General features: G+C 70.5%; 18 protein-coding genes and 1 tRNA gene. 9 read left to right on the forward strand and 10 right to left on the reverse strand.

All coding sequences use genetic code 11. The features are described from left to right. Window positions 1–765: 765 nt before the first annotated feature. Entirely contained in the window at window positions 766–2,226 is a 1,461-nt protein-coding gene (locus tag V2J85_RS15390; protein ID WP_330821907.1) for a DUF2252 domain-containing protein, read from the reverse strand. A gap of 424 nt (window positions 2,227–2,650) precedes the next feature. Further along, on the reverse strand, window positions 2,651–4,000 hold the full coding sequence (locus tag V2J85_RS15395; protein WP_261956726.1) for an ABC transporter permease: 1,350 nt from the start codon (window positions 3,998–4,000) through the stop codon (window positions 2,651–2,653). Window positions 4,001–4,150: 150 nt separating this feature from the next. Between V2J85_RS15395 and V2J85_RS15400 the strand changes: the two genes are divergently transcribed. Next, window positions 4,151–4,585 (forward strand): MarR family winged helix-turn-helix transcriptional regulator, encoded by a 435-nt coding sequence (locus V2J85_RS15400; RefSeq protein ID WP_261956725.1) that lies wholly within the window; start codon window positions 4,151–4,153, stop codon window positions 4,583–4,585. Between the two features lie 183 nt (window positions 4,586–4,768). Here V2J85_RS15400 and V2J85_RS15405 read toward each other — a convergent pair whose 3' ends face one another. Continuing rightward, a complete protein-coding gene (locus tag V2J85_RS15405; protein WP_330821908.1) occupies window positions 4,769–5,131 on the reverse strand; it encodes a winged helix-turn-helix transcriptional regulator in 363 nt (120 codons plus the stop codon). A gap of 303 nt (window positions 5,132–5,434) precedes the next feature. On the opposite strand from V2J85_RS15405, the gene V2J85_RS15410 reads away from it, so the two are divergent. Continuing rightward, window positions 5,435–6,085 (forward strand): FMN-dependent NADH-azoreductase, encoded by a 651-nt coding sequence (locus V2J85_RS15410; RefSeq protein WP_261956723.1) that lies wholly within the window; start codon window positions 5,435–5,437, stop codon window positions 6,083–6,085. A gap of 250 nt (window positions 6,086–6,335) precedes the next feature. Here the strand turns inward: V2J85_RS15410 and V2J85_RS15415 are convergent, their stop codons facing one another. Beyond that, window positions 6,336–7,454, reverse strand: coding sequence for an MFS transporter (locus V2J85_RS15415; protein WP_261957534.1), 1,119 nt, complete (start codon window positions 7,452–7,454; stop codon window positions 6,336–6,338). Window positions 7,455–7,714: 260 nt separating this feature from the next. Between V2J85_RS15415 and V2J85_RS15420 the strand changes: the two genes are divergently transcribed. Further along, a complete protein-coding gene (locus V2J85_RS15420; protein WP_330821909.1) occupies window positions 7,715–8,650 on the forward strand; it encodes a LysR family transcriptional regulator in 936 nt (311 codons plus the stop codon). A 152-nt stretch (window positions 8,651–8,802) separates the two neighbouring features. Here the strand turns inward: V2J85_RS15420 and V2J85_RS15425 are convergent. Further along, window positions 8,803–8,886 (reverse strand) — tRNA-Leu (locus V2J85_RS15425). Window positions 8,887–9,519: 633 nt separating this feature from the next. Here V2J85_RS15425 and V2J85_RS15430 point away from each other — a divergent pair. The 6 genes from V2J85_RS15430 to pknB all read left to right on the forward strand — a co-directional run bounded on the left by V2J85_RS15430 (window position 9,520) and on the right by pknB (window position 17,606). Then, window positions 9,520–10,353, forward strand: coding sequence for an FhaA domain-containing protein (locus V2J85_RS15430; RefSeq protein ID WP_261956721.1), 834 nt, complete (start codon window positions 9,520–9,522; stop codon window positions 10,351–10,353). A 10-nt stretch (window positions 10,354–10,363) separates the two neighbouring features. Further along, a complete protein-coding gene (locus V2J85_RS15435) occupies window positions 10,364–10,894 on the forward strand; it encodes an FHA domain-containing protein FhaB/FipA (protein ID WP_030412306.1) in 531 nt (176 codons plus the stop codon). A 132-nt stretch (window positions 10,895–11,026) separates the two neighbouring features. Next, window positions 11,027–12,598 (forward strand): PP2C family protein-serine/threonine phosphatase, encoded by a 1,572-nt coding sequence (locus V2J85_RS15440; RefSeq protein ID WP_330821910.1) that lies wholly within the window; start codon window positions 11,027–11,029, stop codon window positions 12,596–12,598. Window positions 12,599–12,621: 23 nt separating this feature from the next. After that, entirely contained in the window at window positions 12,622–14,019 is a 1,398-nt protein-coding gene (locus V2J85_RS15445; protein WP_030412304.1) for an FtsW/RodA/SpoVE family cell cycle protein, read from the forward strand. After that, window positions 14,016–15,485 (forward strand): peptidoglycan D,D-transpeptidase FtsI family protein, encoded by a 1,470-nt coding sequence (locus V2J85_RS15450; RefSeq protein WP_261956719.1) that lies wholly within the window; start codon window positions 14,016–14,018, stop codon window positions 15,483–15,485. The genes V2J85_RS15445 and V2J85_RS15450 overlap by 4 nt, the downstream gene beginning before the upstream one ends. Before the next feature lie 147 nt (window positions 15,486–15,632). Then, window positions 15,633–17,606, forward strand: coding sequence for a Stk1 family PASTA domain-containing Ser/Thr kinase (gene pknB / locus V2J85_RS15455; RefSeq protein WP_261956718.1), 1,974 nt, complete (start codon window positions 15,633–15,635; stop codon window positions 17,604–17,606). A gap of 105 nt (window positions 17,607–17,711) precedes the next feature. On the opposite strand, the gene V2J85_RS15460 is transcribed toward pknB, so the two are convergent. The 5 genes from V2J85_RS15460 to V2J85_RS15480 form a co-directional block, all read right to left on the reverse strand. Then, window positions 17,712–18,455 (reverse strand): class E sortase, encoded by a 744-nt coding sequence (locus tag V2J85_RS15460; RefSeq protein ID WP_330821911.1) that lies wholly within the window; start codon window positions 18,453–18,455, stop codon window positions 17,712–17,714. A gap of 24 nt (window positions 18,456–18,479) precedes the next feature. Continuing rightward, a complete protein-coding gene (locus V2J85_RS15465) occupies window positions 18,480–19,970 on the reverse strand; it encodes a class E sortase (RefSeq protein ID WP_419836786.1) in 1,491 nt (496 codons plus the stop codon). Further along, the gene (locus V2J85_RS15470) at window positions 19,967–20,605 is read right to left on the reverse strand and encodes an aminodeoxychorismate/anthranilate synthase component II (protein WP_030412299.1); all 639 of its coding nucleotides are present in this window, start codon (window positions 20,603–20,605) and stop codon (window positions 19,967–19,969) included. The genes V2J85_RS15465 and V2J85_RS15470 overlap by 4 nt, the downstream gene beginning before the upstream one ends. Continuing rightward, the gene (locus V2J85_RS15475) at window positions 20,605–20,778 is read right to left on the reverse strand and encodes a hypothetical protein (protein ID WP_261956716.1); all 174 of its coding nucleotides are present in this window, start codon (window positions 20,776–20,778) and stop codon (window positions 20,605–20,607) included. Before V2J85_RS15475 ends, V2J85_RS15470 begins: the two co-directional genes overlap by 1 nt. Before the next feature lie 81 nt (window positions 20,779–20,859). Next, a complete protein-coding gene (locus V2J85_RS15480; protein ID WP_261956715.1) occupies window positions 20,860–21,582 on the reverse strand; it encodes a class E sortase in 723 nt (240 codons plus the stop codon). Window positions 21,583–21,610: the final 28 nt, after the last annotated feature.

Consider the following 21,610-nt stretch of genomic DNA (forward strand, 5'->3'; position numbering starts at 1 on the left):
GCTAACCGACCACGGACCGTCCTCCACCGACCACCGTTAACCGCTTACGCCCACCGACCGCCGACCGCCGACCGCCGACCGCCGACCGCCGACCGCCGACCGCAGCTAACCGCTTACGCCCACCGCACGCCGCCCGCCGAGACAGCTCGACACCCCCAATCGGCAGCCCTCGCCCTCAGCCACCTCCCCAAACCGCCGGTGTCACCCCTTCACCTCGTCACCAACCGCAAGCTCACGAGTTCCTTCAGGCACGGCCTCGCCGCGTAACGGCCTCCGGCCCCACTCCCTGAGCGGCAGCCGCCATCAGCCACCGCCCTTGCGGCCACCAATCAGCCAGCACCCAACGCCGCCACGGCCCGAGCAGCCGTGATCAAGAGGCCATCGCTGACGGGCGCCCCTCGAGTGCCGAGCGGCCGTCGGGCCACCACGGATCGTCGCGTTGAGTCGCAGCGCGCCGCGCAACCTGTGGCCGCCGCCCGCCCGGATCCGTGGTGTCAGCGTTGTCGGCACCCGCACCGGCCCGCGTACGGCCCGAGAGACAGCTCCACGGTCCACGACCATCCCTCCGGGCCCAGTCCTCAAGGCCCAGCCGCCGCCCCAGCCTCCCCCGGCCGCCGCCCCCAGCCAGCGCCACCATCAACGGTCGACGCTCGTCAGTCCGCTGAGGCACTCGTCGGTCGGCTGAGGCGATCGTCGATCGGGAGAGGCGATCGTCGAAAGAAGCCATCGTCGACGGCAGAGGCGAGCCCGAAGAGATGTGGCGGCTCATACCCCCATTTCTGCCGCCACACGGCCGTTCTTCACTGCTGTTGTCAGTGCCGTGTGGTCCGCTTCCGTGCGGTCTGCGTAGGCGACGGCGAACTTCGCTATGGCCTCGTCCAGTTCCTCGCTCTTGCCGCAGTAGCCGGCCACCAGGCGTGGGTCGGCGCTGTGGGCGTGGGCTCGGGCCAGGAGCGCGCCGGTCATCCGGGCGTAGTCGTCCAGTTGGTCGCCGGTCAGTTGGGCCGGGTCCACGCTGCCCTTGCGGTTCCTGAACTGGCGGACCTGGAAGGGGAGTCCGGCAGCCGGATCGCCCGTCCCCCGGGCGGGGACAGTGGAGCGGATGCCTCCACCCTCGGTCAGGGGTATGTCCTGCACGGTCGTCCAGCCGAGCAGGATGTCGCTGACGACCTGCATCCTCCGCTGGCCGAGCACCACCCGACGGCCTTCATGCGTCACCGCCGGGGACGGGAAGCCGGCCTTCTCCACATACGGTGCCAGTGCGGAGCTGCGGGCCTCCTTCACCTGCAGGACCAGTGGCTCGCCGCGGTGATCCAGCAGCAGCACCACGTACGACCGCAGGCCCACACTGCCCGTGCCGACCACGCGGAAGGCCACGTCGTGCACCGCGTACCGGGCCAGCAGGGGCAGGCGGTCCTCGGGGAGGGTGTCCAGGTAGCTGGTGAGAGAAGCGGCCACGGCTGCTGCTTCGGCGTCCGGCACCCGGCGCAGCACCGGTGGCGCGTCCACGAACCGGCGGCCTCCGTCCGCCGTCCGCTCGGTCGCCTTCGCCGCGAACCGCGCGCTGGTGTTCTTCCGCGCCTTGGCCGACACCCGCTCCAGCGTCCCCAGCAGGTCCCGGGCGTCGGTGTGTGAGACCAGCTCCTCATCGGCGATCGCGTTCCACGCCTCCGTCACCGGCAGCTTCGCCAGCAGCCGCATCGTGCGCCGGTACGCACCCGCCGCGTCCTGGGCGGCCTTGCGGCACTCGTCCTCAGCCGCACCCGCTTCCCGGCCCGCCAGGACCATCGACGTGGCGAGCCGCTTCACGTCCCACTCCCACGGCCCGTACAGGGTCTCGTCGAAGTCGTTGAGGTCGATGACAAGCCCGCCGCGGGCGTCGCCGTAGAGCCCGAAGTTGGCGGCGTGGGCGTCGCCGCAGATCTGGGCGCCGATACCGGTCACCGGATCGGCCGTCAGGTCGTACGCCATCAGGCCCGCGGAGCCGCGGAGGAAGGCGAACGGGCTCGCGGCCATCCGGCCGACCCGTATCGGCGTCAGGTCGGGAAGCCGTCCGGCGTTGGATTCCTCCACCGCCGCCACCGCGTCCGGGCGTTCGGCCGCGCTCGACAGTGCGGATTGCGCGGCACGGGGCAGCCGCTCCCGCAATGCCCGGCCGGCCGCCTTGGGCGACGGGCCTTCTGCATCGGCCTTGGCAAACCCCGGTACGTACGGCACACGCGTCATGGCGGGCCACCTCCCCCTTCAGGACCTTCACGGCTGCGGCGACTTCGGCGACGCCCACCAGGTCGGTGAGGTCGGTCGGCGAATTCTCTGTCACTGGGCACTGCTTACCGGCCGCCGGACGGAACTGCTTCCGGCCTGCCGACGTGCCATGACGGTACCGACGTCGCGTCATCGCGCGCAGGGCCTGTGGATAACTCTGCGTATGCCCATGCGCCGGTCGTTGAGGAGGGGGAGGAGGCCCGGGAACGGGGAGGAAGAGGGGCCCGTCATGCGGTCAGGCGTTGGCGTCAACCCGCAACCCAGACCCAGCCCCGCACCCGCACCCGCACCCACACCCACACCCACACCCACACCCACAGGCTCGCAGCCGTAGCCGTAGCCGCAGCCGTCAACTGCCAACTGCCAACTGCCAAGCCACCGACCACTACACGCCCACCGCCTCCTCCAGTTCTTCCTCCGTCCTCTCTTCCTCCGTGACCCTGTCCGACGAGCCGGTGCCGGGCGCCGCCGCACGCACCGACCGCTGCGGCCCGGGCTCCGGCACCGTTGCCGCCACCGCGGCCGCCGCCACTGCCGCCGCATTGGCCGCCGCTTCCGCCTCCGCGGCCCGCCGGCGCCGCTCGGCCAGCCCCGCCAGACCGACCATCAACACCCCGGCGAGCAGCCAGCCCACCAGCGTCCAGACGTGCCCGGACAGGCCGTAACCGTCGAAGTAGACGTGACTGCGGAGGCCCTCCACGAAGCCGGCACCGTTCCAGAAGGAGTGCAGCGCGGCGAAGAAGCCGTTCTGCATCTCGGGCCGGAAAATCCCGCCGGACGAAGTGAAGTTGAGCATCACGAAGAGGGCCATCACGCCGAGCGTCGTCCACCGCTTGAGGAAGGTGTGCAGGCCGGTACCGATCAGCAGAACGCCGGCGGAGTACAGCCACGCCATGCCCCACAGGCCCCACAGGCCGTGGTCGACGAGGTGGAACACCGGGCCCGCGAACGCCGTGCCGATGAGGCTGACCACGGCGGACGTGCCGATCGCCAGCGCGGCCCGCAGCCGGAGCGGCAGCACGGCGCCGGCGCCGCCGATCACCGCGACCGAGGCGTACGAGCCGATGCTGATCGCGACCAGCAGGAAGAAGATGCCCTGCCCGGTCGGATCGTCCTCGGCGGGCGGTGCGACGTCCGTGACCTTCAGCGGGGCGCCTTGCTGGGCCGCGAGCGGCGTGAAGATCTTCTGCACGACGGAGGCGCTGGTGTCGGATCCGGCGGTGGCGACGAGCAGTTCGGGCACCGCCGGTCCCTGCGCCCGCCCCTGCGTGCCCTCCGGCACCCGTCCCTGTGTGCCCTCCGGCGCCCGTCCCTGCGTGCGCTCCTGGGTCCGTCCCTGTGTGCCCTCCTGCGGCTGGGCCTGCGCGTGCGCCTTCGCGTGCATCACATACGCACCGAAGATGTCCTGGTGCTTCAGCTGCTCGACCGCCGTCGGCCGATCGGGGACCGTACGCGCCTCCAGGTCACCGCCCGACTTGTCGTTGATCGACTGGGCGAGCAGCTGTGCGCCACGGCTCGATCCGACGACCGCGACCGGCAGGTGGTGGGGTGCCGGATGCGCGAACGCGCCCAGGTAGGCGAACCCCATGCCGATGCACATCAGCAGGGGTGTGACCAGGTGCGCCAGGACATGACGGAGCCCGGCCGCGTGGGTGGCGGGGCGGCCGGCGGGTGCGGCGCGGTGGCCGCCGTGGGGCGCACTTCGGTGGTGGTCGGGACGTCGGACCGTACTCATGGGGCGAGCCTTCTCAGCTGAGGGGTTCTGTCGCTGGCTTGGGGGTGGACTGATCGCAACGGTTGGCACATGGAGTGACCGGCGCGATGGTTGGCAAATACAACTCACGCTTACGTTGTACTCTACAACTACATCTACGAAAGGCAACCCGTGCCCCACCGCGACGACTCCGTCGAGACCATCCAGCAGGAGATGACCGCATTCGCCCGACGGGCCCGCGCGACCGCCGCCCGGATGCATCCCGAGCTGTCGCTGGTCTCCTACACCCTGCTTGCACACCTCGATGACCAGCGCGGATGCCGCGCGACGGACCTCGCGGCGCACTACTTCCTGGACAAGTCCACGGTCAGCCGGCAGATCGCCGCGCTGGAGAAGCTCGGTTTCGTCGAGCGCCGGGTCGACCCGGACGACCACCGCGTCCAGGTGCTGCACCCCACCGAGAAGGGCGCCCAGGTGCTCGCCAATGTCACCGCCAGCCGCCGCCAGGCCTTCCACGAGCGCCTGGCCGACTGGGACGAGACCGACCTCGACCGCTTCGCCACATACCTACGGCGCTACAACGCGGCCCAGGAGCGACTGGGCTAACCGGGGTGGTAACTGGGGCAAACAGTCGGGAGGAAGCCTCAGGCCAGACACACAGGACTGGAAGCCCAGACCGAAGCGTCTGCCCGAAGCCCGTACCCGAAGCCCCCCACCCGAAGGCCCCTACCCGAAGCCCCTGGCCACAGGCTCAGGCCACAGACCCAGACCACTGGCCCAGTCCGCCACCTACTTCCGGAACCGCTGCGGACATTGCCCGCCGTCCGCCAGATAGGTCTCCGCCCAGCGCCCCAGTTCCTTGAGGGCGGGGTCCATCGCGAGACCGGCCTCCGTGAGCCGGTACGAGACACGCAGCGGAGGGCCCGCGTCCACTTCGCGCACGAGCAGGCCGACCCCCGCGAGCTCCATCAGCCGGTCGGAGAGCATCCGCTCGCTGATGCCGGGGATCGCCCGTCGCAGGTCGGCGAAGTGCACCGGGCCGGACATCAGGGTGGCGACGATCAGCCCCGTCCAGCGCTTCCCGAACAGCTCGAAGACGCGCGCCATGCCGTCGTCGACCTGCTTACACGTCGCCTCGCTGTGGTCCGCCATACACCCAGCGTACCGCCCTCTTGTTGGCTACTGCAGAAAAGTAAGCTCCTGTGCTATGAATAGTGACGTACGGAATTCAACCAGCTAGCCAAACGTTGGTCATCCCGTGCTCAGCCAGGGACTGCGCAGCAGCCCCTGCGGGGCCCCTGGGGTCCTGAACCGGTGCCGAACCGGGTGCCGAACCCCTGGTGAGGCCCCCCAACAAGCCCCAGCTCCACCTGCTGAACCCGCCCAACCTGCTGAACACCCGCTGCCCCACCCGGCCCCGACCGGCCGGGGGCACCAACCGAAGGAACGATTCCCATGGCCACGCTTCTGCTCATCGACTCGTCCCTCTCCCCCGAGGGCGCCTCCGCCTCCCGCTCGGTCACCGCGGCCTTCCGCAAGACCTGGGAGGAGCAGCACCCCGAGGGCACCGTGATCTATCGCGACCTGGCCGCCGACCCGCTGCCGCACCTCGACGGCGTCGCCGCCTCCGCCGCGTTCTCCGACCCGGCCACCCACACCCCCGAGCAGCAGGCCGCGTTCGCCGTGCGGGTCAAGCTCGCCGAGGAACTGGAGCAGGCCGACGCGGTCGTCATCGCCGCGCCGATGTACAACTTCACGATCCCCTCCACGCTCAAGGCGTGGCTCGACCAGGTGATCATCATGGGCCGCACCGCGGGTGAGGCGCCGTCCGCCAAGGGGACGCCCGTCACGGTCGTCGCCAGCCGTGGCGGCTCGTACGCGCCGGGCACGCCCCGTGAGGGCATGGAGTACGTGCAGAACTACATGGAGGCCGTGCTGGGCGGCGGCATGGGGCTGGACGTCGAGTTCATCGTCCCCGAGCTGACCATGGCCCCCGTCAACCCGGCGATGGCCGACCTGGTGCCGCTGTACGAGACCTCCCGCGACAAGGCCCACGAGGAGGCCGCCGCCAAGGCCAAGGCCCTCGTCGCGCGCCTCGCCGCCTGAGAACGGGAGCCGGGCCCCGAACTCGGGCCCGAGCCCCCGGAACCCCGGAAACGGGACCGCCCAGCCGCGGGCTCCGAGCACGCCACAGCGCCCGGAACCCGCGGCGGGGGCCCGCCGACGCGCTTCACGAAACGCTCCCCACAAAGCACGCCTCACGAAGCACGCCCCACAAAGCGCGCCTCACGAAACACATCTCACGAAACACGCCTCACGAAGCACGCCTCACAAAACGCGCCCCACGAAGCACGCCTCACGAGGAACGGGACAACGTCACCAAGGCGCCCGTCGCCAGTGCGCCGCCCAGCCACATCACACCGGCCGGCCCCCAGCCGTCCGCGGCCCGGCCGCCCAGGAGGGCGCCCAGGGCGATGGCCCCGTTGAACACCGCCACGAACAGCGCGGAGGCGGCCTCCCGCGCACCGGGTGCGGCCGCCGTCAGCCAGGTCTGGGTGCTGACCGAGACGCCCCCGTAGGCCAGACCCCATACGGCCATCAGGACCGCCGGCCCGGCCGGCCCGGTGCCCCGCCCCAGCAGCGGCACCAGCAGGACCGTTCCGGCGAGCACCCCGCAGATCACCAGCAGCGTCGCGCGCGGGGACCGCGCCGCCCCGGCCCCCGCCCCGAAGTTCCCGGCCAGACCGGCGAGGCCGAAGGCCAGCAGCAGCGTGCTGATGTGGCCCGGCTGCACACCGGCCACGTGCTCCAGCACCGGCCGCACATATGTGTACGCCGCGAAATGGCCCGTCACCAGGAGCGCCACCAGCACCAGCCCGGTCCGTACGGGCGCGCCGCGCAGCAGCCCGAGCACCCCGCCGAGGCGGACCGCGGCGGACTCCGGAAGCGGCGGCAGCAGGACGGCCAGCGCGAGCGCCACCAGCGCGCACACCGCGGCCATCCCCACGAACGCGGTGCGCCAGCCGCCCAGTTCGCCCAGGGACGTACCGGCCGGGACCCCCAGCACCGAGGCCGCCGCGACCCCGCTGAAGACCAGGGACGTGGCCGCCGCGACGCGGTGCGCGGGCACCAGCCGCACCGCGAGCCCCGCCGCGATCGCCCACACCCCTCCCATCCCCAGCCCCACCAGCACCCGGGCCACCAGCAGCACCGCGACGTTCGGGGCGTACGCGGCGAGCAGGTTCGCCGCCGTCAGCGTGGCCATCAGAGCGGCCAAGACCGCCCGCCGGTCCCGCCGCCCCAGCAGCAGCGTCAGCAGCGGCGCGGCCACCGCGGCCACCAGACCGGTCACGGTCAGCGTCAGCCCCGCCGTACCGTCCGAGACCCGCAGCTCCCGGCCGATCGGGGTCAGCAGCCCGACGGGCAGCATCTCGGACGTGACGACCGTGAAGGTCGCCGCCGCCAGCGCCGCCACGGCCGGCCAGCCGCCGCCCCGCCCGGCCGCCCTCCCGCCGCCCAACTCCCCACACCGGGACCGTCGTTGCCGCTCGCGGCCCGTCACCTCCACGGGCTTCCCCGCAGCCTCCCCCACGTGCGCCACCGCCGGGCTCACCGCCGGCCCGTCCTCACTGTTCGTCATGCCCCCAGCCAATGCGCGCGCCCGTCGGGGAACAACGGCCAACTCCTCACGCTTCTATGAGCAGAACTCATCGATCCCACGAGTGGGTACACCTCATGACCGCTGCCCCCGGCCTCGAACTCCGCGAGCTGGAGTGCTTCCTCGTGCTGTCCGAGGAACTGCACTTCGGGCGTACCGGCGCGCGGCTGTACGTCTCGCAGAGCCGCGTCAGCCAGCTGCTGCGTTCCCTGGAGTCGCGGATCGGCGCCCGCCTCGTCGACCGCACCAGCCGCCGGGTCCGGCTGACCCCGCTCGGCGAGGAGTTCCGTACGTCGCTGCGCCCCGCGTACGACGCCCTGCGTGCCAGCGTGGAGCAGGCCCGCAGTGCCGCCCGGGGCGTCGAAGGGCGGCTGACGATCGGGTTCCAGGGGACCGCGGACGACCGGATCATGCGGGCCATCGACACCTTCCAGCGCCGTCACCCCGGTTGCGCCACCGAAATCGTCGAGATCCCCCTGTGTGATCCGTTCGGTGCGCTGCGCAGCGGTGCGGTCGACGTCGCCGTGACGCTGCTGCCCATGGCCGAGCCGGACCTCACCCTCGGCCCGGTCTTCTCCGCCCAGCAGCAGACCCTCGCGGTGTCCGTACGGCATCCCCTGGCGTCCCGGACCGCGATCGGCGCCGAGGAGCTTGCCGGCGTCCCGCTGATCTCCCCGGACGGCCCGGCGCCGCCCTACTGGCGCGCGGCCCATGCCCCGGCCGCCACACCGCAGGGCCGTCCCATACCGGCCGGGCCGCGGATCAGCACCCTCCAGGAGGGCCTCACCCTCACCGCGGCCGGACGCGGGGCGATGCTGCTGTGCCGGCCCACCGCGGACTACCACGGCAGGCGCGACCTCACCTTCGTCCCGGTGACCGGACTCCCCGACTCCGTCCTGGGCCTCGTCCACCACACCGCACGCGAGACCGCCCGGATCCACGCCTTCCGCACGGCCGTGACGGACTCGCTACGGCCTGACGACATCCGTGAAGCCGTACCCCTGCGACCGTGACGGAGGCCACACAAGCCGTGCCCGACCCCTCGCCCAGACCCCACCCCGGCCGTGAAGGTGACCGAGGCAACAATGTGAGGAAGGCAACCTGTGCAGGAACAACGAAAGACCCCCGGTCGCCGGATTTCTCCGGAGACCGGGGGTCTCATCTGTGCGCGAGGGGGGAGTTGAACCCCCACGCCCTTTCGGGCACTGGAACCTGAATCCAGCGCGTCTGCCTATTCCGCCACCCGCGCATGGGTGCTGCCGGTTGATTCTCTCACGCGATCCGGGTTGTTCTGTCCGGGTCTTGTGCGAGCGCCTGCCGACATCCAGAACATTAGCACGCTGGCCGGGGTGGGTTCACACGCCTTTCCCCCGGGCCCCTCCCCGCCCGCGTCTCCTGGGACCCGGGCGGGGTCCCCGGCCCGTGCAGCGCCGTACAAGGGCGTGCGGCGCCGGGAGCCGGCGGACACAACTGTGAGGTGACCTGCACCACCGGGAGGTGACGTGCAGCACCACCTACGAGGTGACATGCAGCACCACATACGGGGACAGGCAGGGCCGTGAGGTGACGCACGGAGTCGTGAGGTGGCGTGCGGAGCCACCTGCCGGGCAGGGTGTCCGGGGCCCGGTCCGACTGCGGCCCCGGCCGCCCGGAGTGCTCGGCGGTTGCGGGACACTGTCATCGGGGCACATCTACGATCGCAGTGCACGAGCAGCGGGCAAGGAGCGGACAGGCACCGGGCAACCCTGTGAGAGGCGACACTCGTCCTCAAGGCGGGAAAGGGGAACCAGCCGATTTCCCAAGGCGTGGATACGATCAGTAAGCAGTATCAGGACCACCCGATCAGGACGACACCGACGGAGACTGAGGAAGGAGGTGCCCCGTGGGAGTACTGAAGCGTTTCGAGCAGCGTCTCGAAGGTCTCGTCAACGGCACCTTCGCCAAGGTGTTCAAGTCCGAGGTGCAGCCCGTCGAGATCGCCGGCGCGCTGCAGCGCGAGTGCGACAACAACGCCACCATCTGGAACCGCGACCGCACGGTCGTCCCCAATGACTTCATCGTCGAACTGAGCGCCCCCGACTACGAGCGGCTGAGCCCGTACAGCGGGCAGCTCGGCGACGAGCTGTCGAGCATGGTCCGCGACTACGCGAAGCAGCAGCGCTACACCTTCATGGGGTCGATCAAGGTCCACCTGGAGAAGGCCGACGATCTCGACACCGGCCTGTACCGCGTGCGCAGCCGCACCCTCGCCTCCAGCACGTCCCAGGAGCAGCCCGGCCAGGCGGCCGCGCAGCGCGCCTCGGCGGTCCCGCAGGGCCCGCGTCCCGGCGCCGGCCACGTGAGCCCGCCCCCCATGCCTTCGTCCCCGCCTCCCGGCGGCGCACAGCCCGTACCCCGTGCGGCACCGCCCGGTGCAGGGCCGCAGCCCTACGCGCAGACCCGGCGCTGGATCGAGATCAACGGCACCCGCCACCAGATCTCGCGCCCCACGCTCGTGCTGGGCCGCAGCACCGACGCTGACGTACGGATCGACGACCCGGGTGTCTCCCGGCGTCACTGTGAGATCCGGGTCGGAACGCCCCCCACGATCCAGGATCTGGGTTCTACCAACGGCATCGTGGTAGACGGGCAGCACACCACCCGCGCTAGTCTCCGCGACGGCTCGCGGATCGTCGTGGGCAGTACCACCATCGTTTACCGGCAAGCCGAAGGGTGAAGCGGGGGCAATGTCAGAGCTGACCCTCACGGTCATGCGGTTGGGTTTCCTCGCCGTACTGTGGCTGTTCGTCATCGTGGCCGTCCAGGTCATCCGCAGCGATCTGTTCGGCACCCGCGTGACTCAGCGCGGGGCCGCCCGGCGGGGCGGGCAGGAGGCCCGTACCCAGCGCCAGGCCGCGCCGCCGCAGCAACAACAGCAGCGCCGCCAGGAAGGCGGCCGCGGCGGCAACCGCCAGCGCCGCGGAGCGCCCACGAAGCTCGTGGTCTCCGAGGGGTCGCTGACCGGCACCACCGTCGCCCTCCAAGGCCAGACGATCTCCCTGGGCCGTGCGCACGACTCCACGATCGTGCTGGACGACGACTACGCGTCCAGCAGGCATGCCAGGATCTACCCGGACCGTGACGGCCAGTGGATCGTCGAGGACCTCGGTTCCACCAACGGCACGTACCTGGACCGGACCCGACTGACGACCCCGACACCGATTCCGCTGGGAGCCCCGATCCGCATCGGCAAGACCGTCATCGAGCTGCGGAAGTAGTACGACAATGAGCGAGCGGAGCGAGCGAGCCGCGGCGGTCCACTCGGCGGACCCGGGCGTGCTCCCGACCGGAGGGTGGGCAGTGTGGCCAGGCGAGACCGGCTGTACCCCGAGCCGACGGGTGAGGTGCGCATGAGTCTGTCACTGCGCTTCGCCGCCGGATCGCACAAGGGCATGATCCGCGAGGGCAACGAGGACTCCGGCTACGCCGGGCCGCGGCTGCTCGCCATCGCGGACGGTATGGGCGGCCAGGCCGCCGGTGAGGTCGCCTCCTCCGAGGTGATCTCCACGCTCGTCCAGCTCGACGACGACGTCCCGGGGTCGGACATCCTGACCTCGCTCGGCACCGCCGTGCAGCGCGCCAACGAGCAGCTGCGGGTGATGGTCGAGGAGGACCCCCAGCTCGAAGGCATGGGGACGACGCTGACCGCGCTGCTGTGGACCGGCCAGCGGCTCGGCCTGGTGCACGTCGGCGACTCCCGCGCGTACCTGCTGCGGGACGGTGTGCTGACCCAGATCACGCAGGACCACACCTGGGTGCAGCGGCTGGTCGACGAGGGCCGGATCACCGAGGAGGAGGCCACCACCCATCCGCAGCGGTCGCTGCTGATGCGGGCGCTGGGCAGCGGTGATCACGTCGAGCCCGATCTGTCGATCCGCGAGGTGCGGGCCGGCGACCGCTATCTGATCTGCTCGGACGGGCTGTCCGGCGTCGTCAGCCACCAGACGCTGGAAGAGACGCTGGCCGGCTACCACGGGCCGCACGAGACGGTGCAGGAGCTGATCCAGCTCGCGCTGCGCGGCGGCGGCCCGGACAACATCACCTGCATCGTCGCCGACGTCCTGGACGTGGACGGCAACGACACGATGGCCGGGCAGCTCAACGACACCCCGGTGATCGTCGGTGCCGTCGCGGAGAACCAGAACCAGCTCAACGACCCCAGCACGCTCCAGACGCCGGCCGCCCGGGCCGCCGAGCTCGGCCGTCCGGGCGGGCAGCCGTCCGCGCCCGGTGGTGCCTTCGGGCCGCCCGGGAGCGGTGACCCGGAGGTCGGCGGTCCGCCGCAGGGCTCCTTCGGCGCGTTCATGGACGAGGACTTCGTCAAGCCCAAGCGCGGGCGGTGGCTCAAGCGGTCGCTGTTCGGCGTGCTGGCGCTGGCCGTCGTCGGCGGCGGGCTCTACGCGGGCTACCGCTGGACGCAGACCCAGTACTTCGTCGGTGCCAAGGACGACCACGTCGCGCTGTACCGCGGCATCAGCCAGGACCTCGCCTGGTTCAAGCTCAACGCCGTGGACGAGGACCACCCCGAGATCGAACTCAAGTACCTGCCGCTGTACCAGCGCAACCAGGTCAAGCAGACGATCGCGGTCGACAGCCGCCTGCAGGGCGGCGACAAGGTCACCGAGCTGAGCAAGCAGGCCAACGCCTGCCGCAGCAAGGAGCAGCGGGAGGCCGCCGAGCGCGAAGCGGCGCGCAACAAGGGCAAGGGCCAGGCGGGCACGCCCGCCAAGCCCGGCACGAAGCCCGGCACGCCGACCAAGCCCGGTACGCCGACCACCAGGCCCGGCAGCACGGACAAGTCCGGCACCGGTACGGCGGGGGCGCTGTCGGCGCCCGCGTCCGCGACTCCCACACCCACTCCCAGCCAGGCCCCCTCCGAGGAGCAGCAGAAGCTGGAAAAGAATTGCAGCACCCAGCAGTGAGGGCGTAGGGGGCCGTAGATCTCATGAGCAGTACCACCAACACCACCACCATCGGCACGATCGGAGCCCCGAGCCGCCGCAACACCGAGCTGGCGATGCTCGTCTTCGCCGTGCTGATCCCGGTGTTCGCGTACATCAACGTCGGGCTGGCCAAGGAAGAGGCCGTGCCCGCCGGCGTGCTCGGCTACACGCTGGGCCTCGGCCTGCTGGCCGGCGTCGCCCACCTCGTCGTCCGCAAGTGGGCGCCGTACGCGGACCCGCTGATGCTGCCGATCGCCACCCTGCTGAACGGTCTGGGCCTGGTCTTCATCTGGCGCCTGGACCAGGAGCCGCAGATCAGCACCCCGCAGCTGGGCGGTGCGATGGCGCCGGGGCAGCTGATGTGGTCGACGCTGGGTGTCGCGCTCTTCCTCGGCGTGCTGATCTTCCTCAAGGACCACCGCGTCCTGCAGCGCTACACCTACATCTCGATGGTGGTCGCGCTGGTGCTGCTGATCGCGCCGATCTTCTTCCCGGCCCGTTTCGGCGCGCGCATCTGGATCACCATCCCCGGTGTCGGTTCGCTGCAGCCGGGTGAGTTCGCCAAGATCATCATCGCGATCTTCTTCGCGGGCTACCTCATGGTGAAGCGGGACGCGCTGGCGCTGGCCAGCCGCCGCTTCATGGGCCTGTACCTCCCGCGCGGCCGCGACCTCGGCCCGATCCTGGTGATCTGGGCGCTCAGCCTGATGATCCTGGTCTTCGAGACGGACCTGGGTACCTCGCTGCTGTTCTTCGGCCTCTTCGTGATCATGCTGTACGTCGCCACCGAGCGGACCAGCTGGATCGTCTTCGGTCTGCTGCTCAGCGCGGGCGGCGCGGTCGCCGTGGCCACGTTCGAGTCGCACGTCCAGGTGCGTGTCCACAACTGGCTGAACCCGCTGGAGCTGCTCAACGGCGGTGTCACCGAGACCGCGCAGGCGATGTACTCCTTCGGCTCCGGCGGCATCCTCGGCTCCGGCCTGGGCCAGGGCTACTCCCGGCTCATCGGCGGTATCGCCCCCAAGAGCGACTACATCCTCGCCACGGTCGGCGAGGAGATCGGCCTGGCCGGCCTGATGGCCATCCTGCTGCTGTACGGCCTGCTGATCGAGCGCGGCATCCGTACGGCGCTGGCCGCCCGTGACCCCTTCGGCAAGCTGCTGTCGATCGGCCTGTCCGGCGCCTTCGCGCTGCAGGTCTTCGTCGTCGCCGGCGGTGTGACCGGCCTCATCCCGCTGACCGGTATGACGATGCCGTTCCTGGCCCAGGGCGGTTCCTCCGTCATCGCCAACTGGGCGCTGGTGGCCATCCTGCTGCGCATCAGCGACACCGCGCGGCGCCCGGCGCCGACCCCCGCACCGTCCACCGACGCCGAGATGACCCAGGTGGTCCGCCCGTGAACAAGCCCCTGCGTCGGGTCGCGATCTTCTGCGGCCTGCTCGTCCTCGCCCTGCTGGTCCGCGTCAACTGGGTGCAGTTCGTCCAGGGAGACGAACTGAAGAACGACCCGCACAACCGCCGGGTCGCGATCGAGCGCTACAGCACGCCGCGCGGCAACATCATCGTGGACGGCAAGGCGGTCACCGGCTCGACGACCACCGACAGCGGTGACTTCAAGTACAAGCGCACGTACAAGAACGGCAAGATGTGGGCGCCGGTCACCGGCTATGCCTCGCAGGCGTTCGACGCCAACCAGCTGGAGAAGCTGAACGACGGCATCCTCACCGGCACCGACGACCGGCTCTTCTTCAGCCGCACGGTGGACATGTTCACCGGCAGCAAGCAGAAGGGCGGCAACGTGGTGACCACGCTGGACGCCAAGGCCCAGAAGGCCGCCTTCGACGGGCTCGGGAACAGCAAGGGCGCGGTCGCCGCGATCAACCCGGAGACCGGCGCGATCCTGGCGCTGGCCAGCACCCCGTCGTACGACCCGTCCACCTTCGCCGGCATGAGCGACAAGGACGCCAAGGCGTACAACGGGCTGCAGAAGAAGAACAACCCCGACGAGCCGATGCTCAACCGGGCGCTGCGCCAGACCTACCCCCCGGGCTCCACCTTCAAGGTCGTCACGGCCTCGGCGGCGCTGGAGAACGGGCTGTACAACGACGTCGATGCCGACACCCGCTCGCCGCTTCCGTACACGCTGCCCGACACCTCGGGCGTCGAGCTGAAGAACGAGGGCAGCATCCCGTGTGAGAACGCCAGCCTGCGGCAGGCGCTGCGGTACTCCTGCAACACCGTCTTCGGCAAGATCAGCGCGGACCTCGGCAACAAGAAGATGAAGGCCGAGGCGGAGAAGTTCGGCTTCGACAACGCGAAGATCGACACCCCGGTCCGGGCGGCGGAGAGCATCTACCCGACGGACAACCGGCCGCAGAACGCGATGGCGGGCATCGGCCAGGCCTCCAACCGCGCCACCCCGCTGCAGATGGCCATGGTCGCCTCGGCGGTCGCCAACGGCGGCAAGCTGATGAAGCCGTACATGGTCGACCAGCTGGTCGCGCCGAACCTCAACGTGGTCCAGCAGCACACGCCGCAGGAGATGAGCCGGCCGCTGAGTCCGGAGAACGCTCAGAAGGTCCAGAGCATCATGGAGACCGTGGTCAAGGAGGGCACGGGAACCAACGCGCAGATCCCGGGCGTCATCGTCGGCGGTAAGACCGGTACCGCACAGCACGGCGAGAACAACAAGGACAACCCGTACGCCTGGTTCATCTCCTACGCGAAGACCGACAAGGGCACCCCCGTCGCGGTCGCCGTGGTCATTGAGGGATCCGACACCCTGCGCAACGACATCGCGGGTGGAAAGCTCGCCGCTCCGATCGCCAAGCGCGTCATGGAGGCGGTACTCGAAGGCGAGAAGTGACCCGGGCCATGCCAATACCGGTCGCATATCAGGTTGCGGCTCCGGCCCGGTCCGGTAGGGCGTGCCGGGTACGGTAGCCCGGACAGCACACCGCCGGACCACACACACGGGTGCGGTCGGGACTGACGGAGAGGGCTGGAGAAGCTTATGGAAGAGCCGCGTCGCCTCGGCGGCCGGTACGAGCTGGGCTCGGTGCTCGGCCGAGGTGGCATGGCCGAGGTGTACCTCGCGCATGACACCCGCCTGGGCCGCACCGTGGCTGTGAAGACGCTGCGGGTGGACCTCGCCCGTGACCCGTCCTTCCAGGCCCGGTTCCGCCGTGAGGCCCAGTCGGCCGCCTCGCTGAACCATCCGTCGATCGTCGCGGTCTACGACACCGGCGAGGACTACGTCGACGGTGTCTCGATCCCGTACATCGTCATGGAGTACGTCGACGGATCGACGCTGCGTGAGCTGCTGCACTCCGGAAGAAAGCTGCTGCCCGAGCGCTCGCTGGAGATGACCACCGGCGTCCTCCAGGCGCTGGAGTACTCCCACCGGGCCGGGATCGTCCACCGCGACATCAAGCCGGCCAACGTCATGCTGACGCGCACCGGCCAGGTCAAGGTCATGGACTTCGGCATCGCCCGCGCGATGGGCGACGCCGGCATGACGATGACGCAGACCGCGGCGGTCATCGGCACCGCGCAGTACCTCTCGCCGGAGCAGGCCAAGGGCGAGCAGGTCGACGCCCGCTCCGACCTGTACTCCACCGGCTGTCTGCTGTACGAGCTGCTGACCGTGCGGCCGCCCTTCGTCGGTGACTCGCCGGTCGCGGTGGCCTACCAGCACGTCCGCGAGGAGCCGCAGAAGCCGAGCAACTTCGACCCCGAGATCACGCCGGAGATGGACGCGATCGTCCTGAAGGCGCTGGTCAAGGACCCGGACTACCGCTACCAGTCGGCGGACGAGATGCGCGCCGACATCGAGGCGGCGCTGGAGGGCCAGCCGGTCGCGGCGACCTCGGCGATGGGCGCGGCCGGCTACGACCAGGACCAGCCCACGACGATGCTGCGGGCGCAGGACCCGGCGGGCCAGACCACGATGCTCCCGCCGATGAACCCGGACGACGGCGGCTACGGCTACGACGAGCGGGCCGACCGCCGCCGCGGCGGCGGCCAGAAGAAGAGCAACGTCTCGACGATCCTGCTGGTCCTCGCGGCGGTGCTGGTCCTGGTCGGCGCGATCTTCATCGGTAAGGCGATGTTCACCGGCGGCAAGCAGAACGCCAAGTTCGCCGCCCCGAACCTCGTCGGCCGGACGCTGCAGGAGGCCAAGCAGTCCGGGGTGAACAGCTCCTTCACGGTCGAATCGGCCGGCCGCAAGCCCTGCACCAACGTCAAGAGGGGCCAGGTCACCTCCCAGTCCCCGAAGCCGAACACCCAGATCGCGAAGAACGACACGATCACGGTGACGATCTGCGCGGGGGCGGCCAAGGTGCCGGTCCCGGACGTCAAGAGCCTGCAGTTCGAGGAAGCCGAGCGGGAGCTCCACAACAAGGGCTTCGAGAACGTCAAGCGGGTCGATGAGGAGTCCGACCGTTCGCCGGGCACCGTCATCCGCCAGGACCCGGACGGGCAGAGCAAGGCGACCAAGGACACCGAGATCACCCTCACCGTCGCCAAGGCGAGCCCGAAGGTCAGCGTGCCGGACGTCAAGGGCCAGGACGCGGCGGCGGCCGAGAAGCAGCTGAAGGACCTCGGCTTCCAGGTCACCAAGACCGAGCAGGACGCCCCCGACCCGAGCCAGGTCGGCAAGGTGCTGGACCAGAGCCCGCAGGGCGGCACTCCGGCCAAGAGCGGCTCCACGGTCAACCTGACGGTCGGCAAGGCGGCCGCGCAGACGCCGGTACCGGACGTGCGGGGCCAGAAGCTCAAGGATGCGAAGAAGGCGCTGCAGCAGGCCGGCTTCACCAACATCCAGATCTCCGGTGCGCAGGACGACAACGCCCGGGTGATCAATGAGGACCCCGCGGGCAACACCCCGTCCGACCCGAAGTCCACCACCGTGACGCTGACCACCATCGGCGGCGGGGGCGGGGGCGGCGACAACGGCGGGATAATCGGCGGACCGTTCGGCTGACAGTCGGCACAGCATCACGAGGAAGCCCCGGCAGCCCTTGGAGGGCCGCCGGGGCTTCGTCATGTGCCGGACGGGCGGTACGGGGCCGTTGCGGGCCCTGTGCGGCTAGCGCAGTTCGGCCGGCGGTGTGCGGTCCGCGTCGACCTTTTCCGTGCGTTCCAGCTCGCCCCAGACGATGTAGCGGAAGGTCGAGGTGTAGACCGGGGTGCAGGTCGTGAGGGTGATGTAGCGGCCGGCCTTGTGCTTGCCGGACTCCTTCGGGACCTTGTTGAGGACGTCGACGTTGTACTTCGAGGTCTCGGGCAGGACCGCGAAGACCTTGTAGACGAACCAGGTGTCCTTGGTCTCGAAGACGATCGGGTCGCCGTCCTTGAGCTTGTCGATGTTGTGGAACTTCGCGCCGTGGCCGTCGCGGTGCGCGGCGAGGGTGAAGTTGCCCTTCTTGTCCTGCGGCAGCGCCGACTTGACCGGCTTGGTGTAGTAGCCGGCCACGCCCTCGTTGAGGACCTCGGTGCTGGTGCCCTTCTTGACCAGCACCTCGCCGTTGTCCATCGCGGGGACGTGCAGGAAGCCGATGCCGTCCTTGGTGTCCAGCGCCCCGGGCCCCTTGGGGCCGCTGCTGGCCCAGTGCCGGCGCACCTGGTCGCTCTGCTTGTGCGCCTCGCGGTCGGCGAGGACGTTGGTCCACCACAGCGAGTACGCGACGAACAGGCCCAGGATCAGCCCGGCGGTGATCAGCAGTTCACCGATGACGCTGACGACGGACGCGATGGTCCGGCGCACCCGGCGCGGTGGCGAGGGCGGCGGCGCGGACCGGTCGCTCTCTTCGTCGGTTCCGGTTGCAGTCACCGCGTAGCACCCCTCTTGTTTTCGCTAGCCGCCGAGCGCTTCCGGTTTGCCCTTGCTCCGCGGCCGCTCGTCGACCATCTTGCCCCAGACGATCAACCGAAAGGTACTGGTGAATTCCGGGGTGCAGGTCGTCAGGGTGATGTAGCGGCCGGGCTTGGTGAAGCCCGAACCGGGCGGCACCGGCCCGATCACGCTGGTGTTGCTGGGCGACGTCTGCGGGAGCACGCTCTCCATCTCGTACGTGTAGTACGCGGCCTTCGTCTCGACGATGATCTTGTCGCCCTTGACGAGCCGGTTGATGTAACGGAACGGCTCGCCATGGGTGTTGCGGTGGGCCGCGAGCGCGAAGTTGCCCTTCTTGTCCCAGGGCATCGCCGTTTTGATCCCACTGCTCTTGTCGTAGTGACCGACCATGCCGTGGTCCAGCACGGCATGCTTGTCGGTGCCCTGCGCTATCGGCGCCTTCACATCGAGCTTGGGGATGTACATGATCCCGAAGCGCTCGCCGACGGCGAGGTTCTTCTTCTCCGCACCGCCCTTGTTCCACTCGTGCTCGAGGTTGGTGGCGGCGCCGCCGGCTTCCTCCTCGGCCCGCACATTCGTCCACCACAGCTGGTAGGTGACGAACAGCAGCATCAGCACACCGAGGGTGATGAACACCTCGCCCAGCGCGCGGCTGGCGATCAGGCTGGGGCTGTCCTTCGCGGCACGGGCGGCCTGGCGGGCTTCCACGCGGGAGAGGGGGCGGGTCGGTTCGGAGGCCGTGGCAGCGGGGGCAGCGCCGCTGTGACGGCCGCGCCGTCCGCCTCTCTTCGCGGCCTCCTGAGCGGCCTTACGGCGGGCCGCCCGGCCGCCGGGCGCGGGCGTCTCCGGCGCGCGGGAGGTCGTGGTCGTGGTTTCACGTGAAACACCGTCCCCTGTTTCACGTGAAACGGCGTCGGTTTCACGTGAAACGGCGTCCCGGCCGGCCATTGCGGCCTTGTCCGCCTGGCGCAGTGCCATGGTCTCGTCGTCGTCCCGCCGCGGCCTCGCAGCGGGCGCCGGCGCGGCGGGCGCGGCCGGGACGGGGGCGGGCGCCGTCGGGGGCGTGGCTGCGGCATGCGGCCCGGGTATCGGTTCGCGCGCGGCCGGGGCGGGGCCGCCGGACCGGGTGCGGGGGCCGTACGCCTGGCCGTAGGCGGCGGGGTCCGGGCCGTAGGACCGCGGCGTCCCGGGGTCGGGCCGGGGCGGGGACGGGGGCTGCGGCTCCTGGTGGGGGCGGAACCATGGCGAGGACGGCCCCTCGTCGGCCGGTGGGGCCGCGTGGCGCCGTCGGCGGCCGGTGCCGGGCGGCGGCGCTTCCTGGCTCGGCAGGGGGTCGTTCAGCGGGTCGCTGAGCCGACCCACCGCCGCCTCGAACGCGTCGGGCTGCCCGAGCGGGTCCAGCTGCCCGGCCGGGTCCTGCGGCGCGTACGGCTGTTCCGGCCCGTACGGCTCGTAGGATCTCCCTTCACGCTCGGGGCGTAGGTCGGTCACGCGCCGGCCTTGCCGACCACCGGGGCGAGCCCCGTCGAGCGCTCCACTGCTCCTGCGTCGCCGCATTCGACGAGCCAGTTGGCCAGCATCCGGTGTCCCCACTCCGTCAGCACCGACTCGGGGTGGAACTGCACGCCCTCGACCGGGAGTTGGCGGTGCCGCAGGCCCATGATGATGCCGTCGTGCGTGCGGGCCGTGACCTCCAGCGCGTCCGGGACGGTGGCGGGTTCGGCGGCCAGCGAGTGGTAGCGGGTCGCGGTGAACGGCGAGGGCAGTCCGGCGAAGACGCCCTTGCCGCCGTGCTCGACGAGGGAGGTCTTGCCGTGCAGCAGCTCGGGCGCCCGGTCCACCACTCCGCCGTAGGCCACCGCCATCGACTGCATGCCCAGGCAGACGCCGAAGACCGGGACGCCGGTGTCCGCGCAGTGCCGGACCATGTCGACGCAGACGCCGGCCTGCTCGGGGGTACCGGGGCCGGGCGAGAGCAGTACGCCGTCGAAGCCGTCCTGGGCGTGCCGGGGCGCGACCTCGTCGTTGCGCAGCACCTCACACTCGGCGCCGAGCTGGTAGAGGTACTGGACGAGGTTGAAGACGAAGCTGTCGTAGTTGTCGACGACGAGAATCCGTGCGGTCATCAGAGGGCAGCCATCCCTTCGTCGACAGTGACGTCATTGAAGGGCAGCAGCGGCTCCGCCCACGGAAAGACGTACTGGAAGAGCACGAAGACGACCGCCAGTACGAGCACCATGGAAATCAGCGCCTTCACCCATGTGTTGCCCGGCAGATGCCGCCAGATCCAGCCGTACATGCTGTCGCTGTCCCCTTGCCGATGCCGATGACGATGTCGATTGCGACACCAGAGTAAGGGGCGAGGGCGGGGGCGGGTGGGTCAGCCGGTCAAAGCCGACGGCCTTCCCTGGGCGACGGGTTGGGTGGAATCCAGGTGGGCCCAGGCAATCAGCCGGTGGCTGTGGCCCCACTCCGGTTCGCAGGTGGTCAGCGTGAGGTAGCGGCCCGGGCCGTTGAAGCCGGACTTCCGCGGCACCGGGTCGATCACGCCGATGTCGCTCGGCAGCGTCGTGTACGGGCGGTTGTCGATGCGGTAGGTGAACCAGGTCGTGCCGTCGCTCAGGACCACCGCGTCCCCGGGCCGCAGCTCGGGGAAGTCCTTGAACGGGTCGCCGTACGTGCGGCGGTGGCCGGCCACGGCGAAGTTGCCGAGGTCGCCGAGGCGGGCGGTGCGGGCGTAGTGGCCGAGGCCGCGCTGGAGGGTGCCGGTCGCGGTGCCTTCCAGGACGGGCTTGGCCCAGTCGGCGCCGAAGCGCGGGATGTACATCACGGCGAAGGAGTCGCCCGGCCGGTAGCGGCGGGGTGGCGGGGCCGGGGTGGGGCTCTCCCCGGGCGGCGGCGTGCGGTCGGGGGCGGCCGCCGCTCCGGACGACCACCGGTCGTGGAGCTTGCCGATCTCGCCGTCCATGGCGCTGTCGGCCCGTACGCCGGTCCAGAAGAGCAGGTAGACCACGAAGAGGACGATCAGTGCGCCGGCGGTGAGGCAGATCTCGCTGAGCGTCCGTACGATCCATCGCGCCGTCGTCCGGCTCCGCAGCGTCATCCGGCCCGCCCCTCCCGCCGGCCCGCGG

This window comes from Streptomyces bugieae (assembly GCF_036352915.1).
Lineage (GTDB): Bacteria > Actinomycetota > Actinomycetes > Streptomycetales > Streptomycetaceae > Streptomyces > Streptomyces endophytica.

Coding starts and splice junctions, on each gene's coding strand:
- V2J85_RS15405 (WP_330821908.1), bottom strand. CDS start 5,131: ATGGCGGACCACAGCGAGGCGACGTGTAAGCAGGTCGACGACGGCATG.
- V2J85_RS15480 (WP_261956715.1), bottom strand. CDS start 21,582: ATGACGCTGCGGAGCCGGACGACGGCGCGATGGATCGTACGGACGCTC.
- V2J85_RS15445 (WP_030412304.1), top strand. CDS start 12,622: ATGAGCAGTACCACCAACACCACCACCATCGGCACGATCGGAGCCCCG.
- V2J85_RS15435 (WP_030412306.1), top strand. CDS start 10,364: ATGTCAGAGCTGACCCTCACGGTCATGCGGTTGGGTTTCCTCGCCGTA.
- V2J85_RS15440 (WP_330821910.1), top strand. CDS start 11,027: ATGAGTCTGTCACTGCGCTTCGCCGCCGGATCGCACAAGGGCATGATC.
- V2J85_RS15420 (WP_330821909.1), top strand. CDS start 7,715: ATGACCGCTGCCCCCGGCCTCGAACTCCGCGAGCTGGAGTGCTTCCTC.
- V2J85_RS15395 (WP_261956726.1), bottom strand. CDS start 4,000: ATGAGTACGGTCCGACGTCCCGACCACCACCGAAGTGCGCCCCACGGC.
- V2J85_RS15390 (WP_330821907.1), bottom strand. CDS start 2,226: ATGACGCGTGTGCCGTACGTACCGGGGTTTGCCAAGGCCGATGCAGAA.
- V2J85_RS15475 (WP_261956716.1), bottom strand. CDS start 20,778: ATGTACGGCTGGATCTGGCGGCATCTGCCGGGCAACACATGGGTGAAG.
- V2J85_RS15470 (WP_030412299.1), bottom strand. CDS start 20,605: ATGACCGCACGGATTCTCGTCGTCGACAACTACGACAGCTTCGTCTTC.
- V2J85_RS15410 (WP_261956723.1), top strand. CDS start 5,435: ATGGCCACGCTTCTGCTCATCGACTCGTCCCTCTCCCCCGAGGGCGCC.
- pknB (WP_261956718.1), top strand. CDS start 15,633: ATGGAAGAGCCGCGTCGCCTCGGCGGCCGGTACGAGCTGGGCTCGGTG.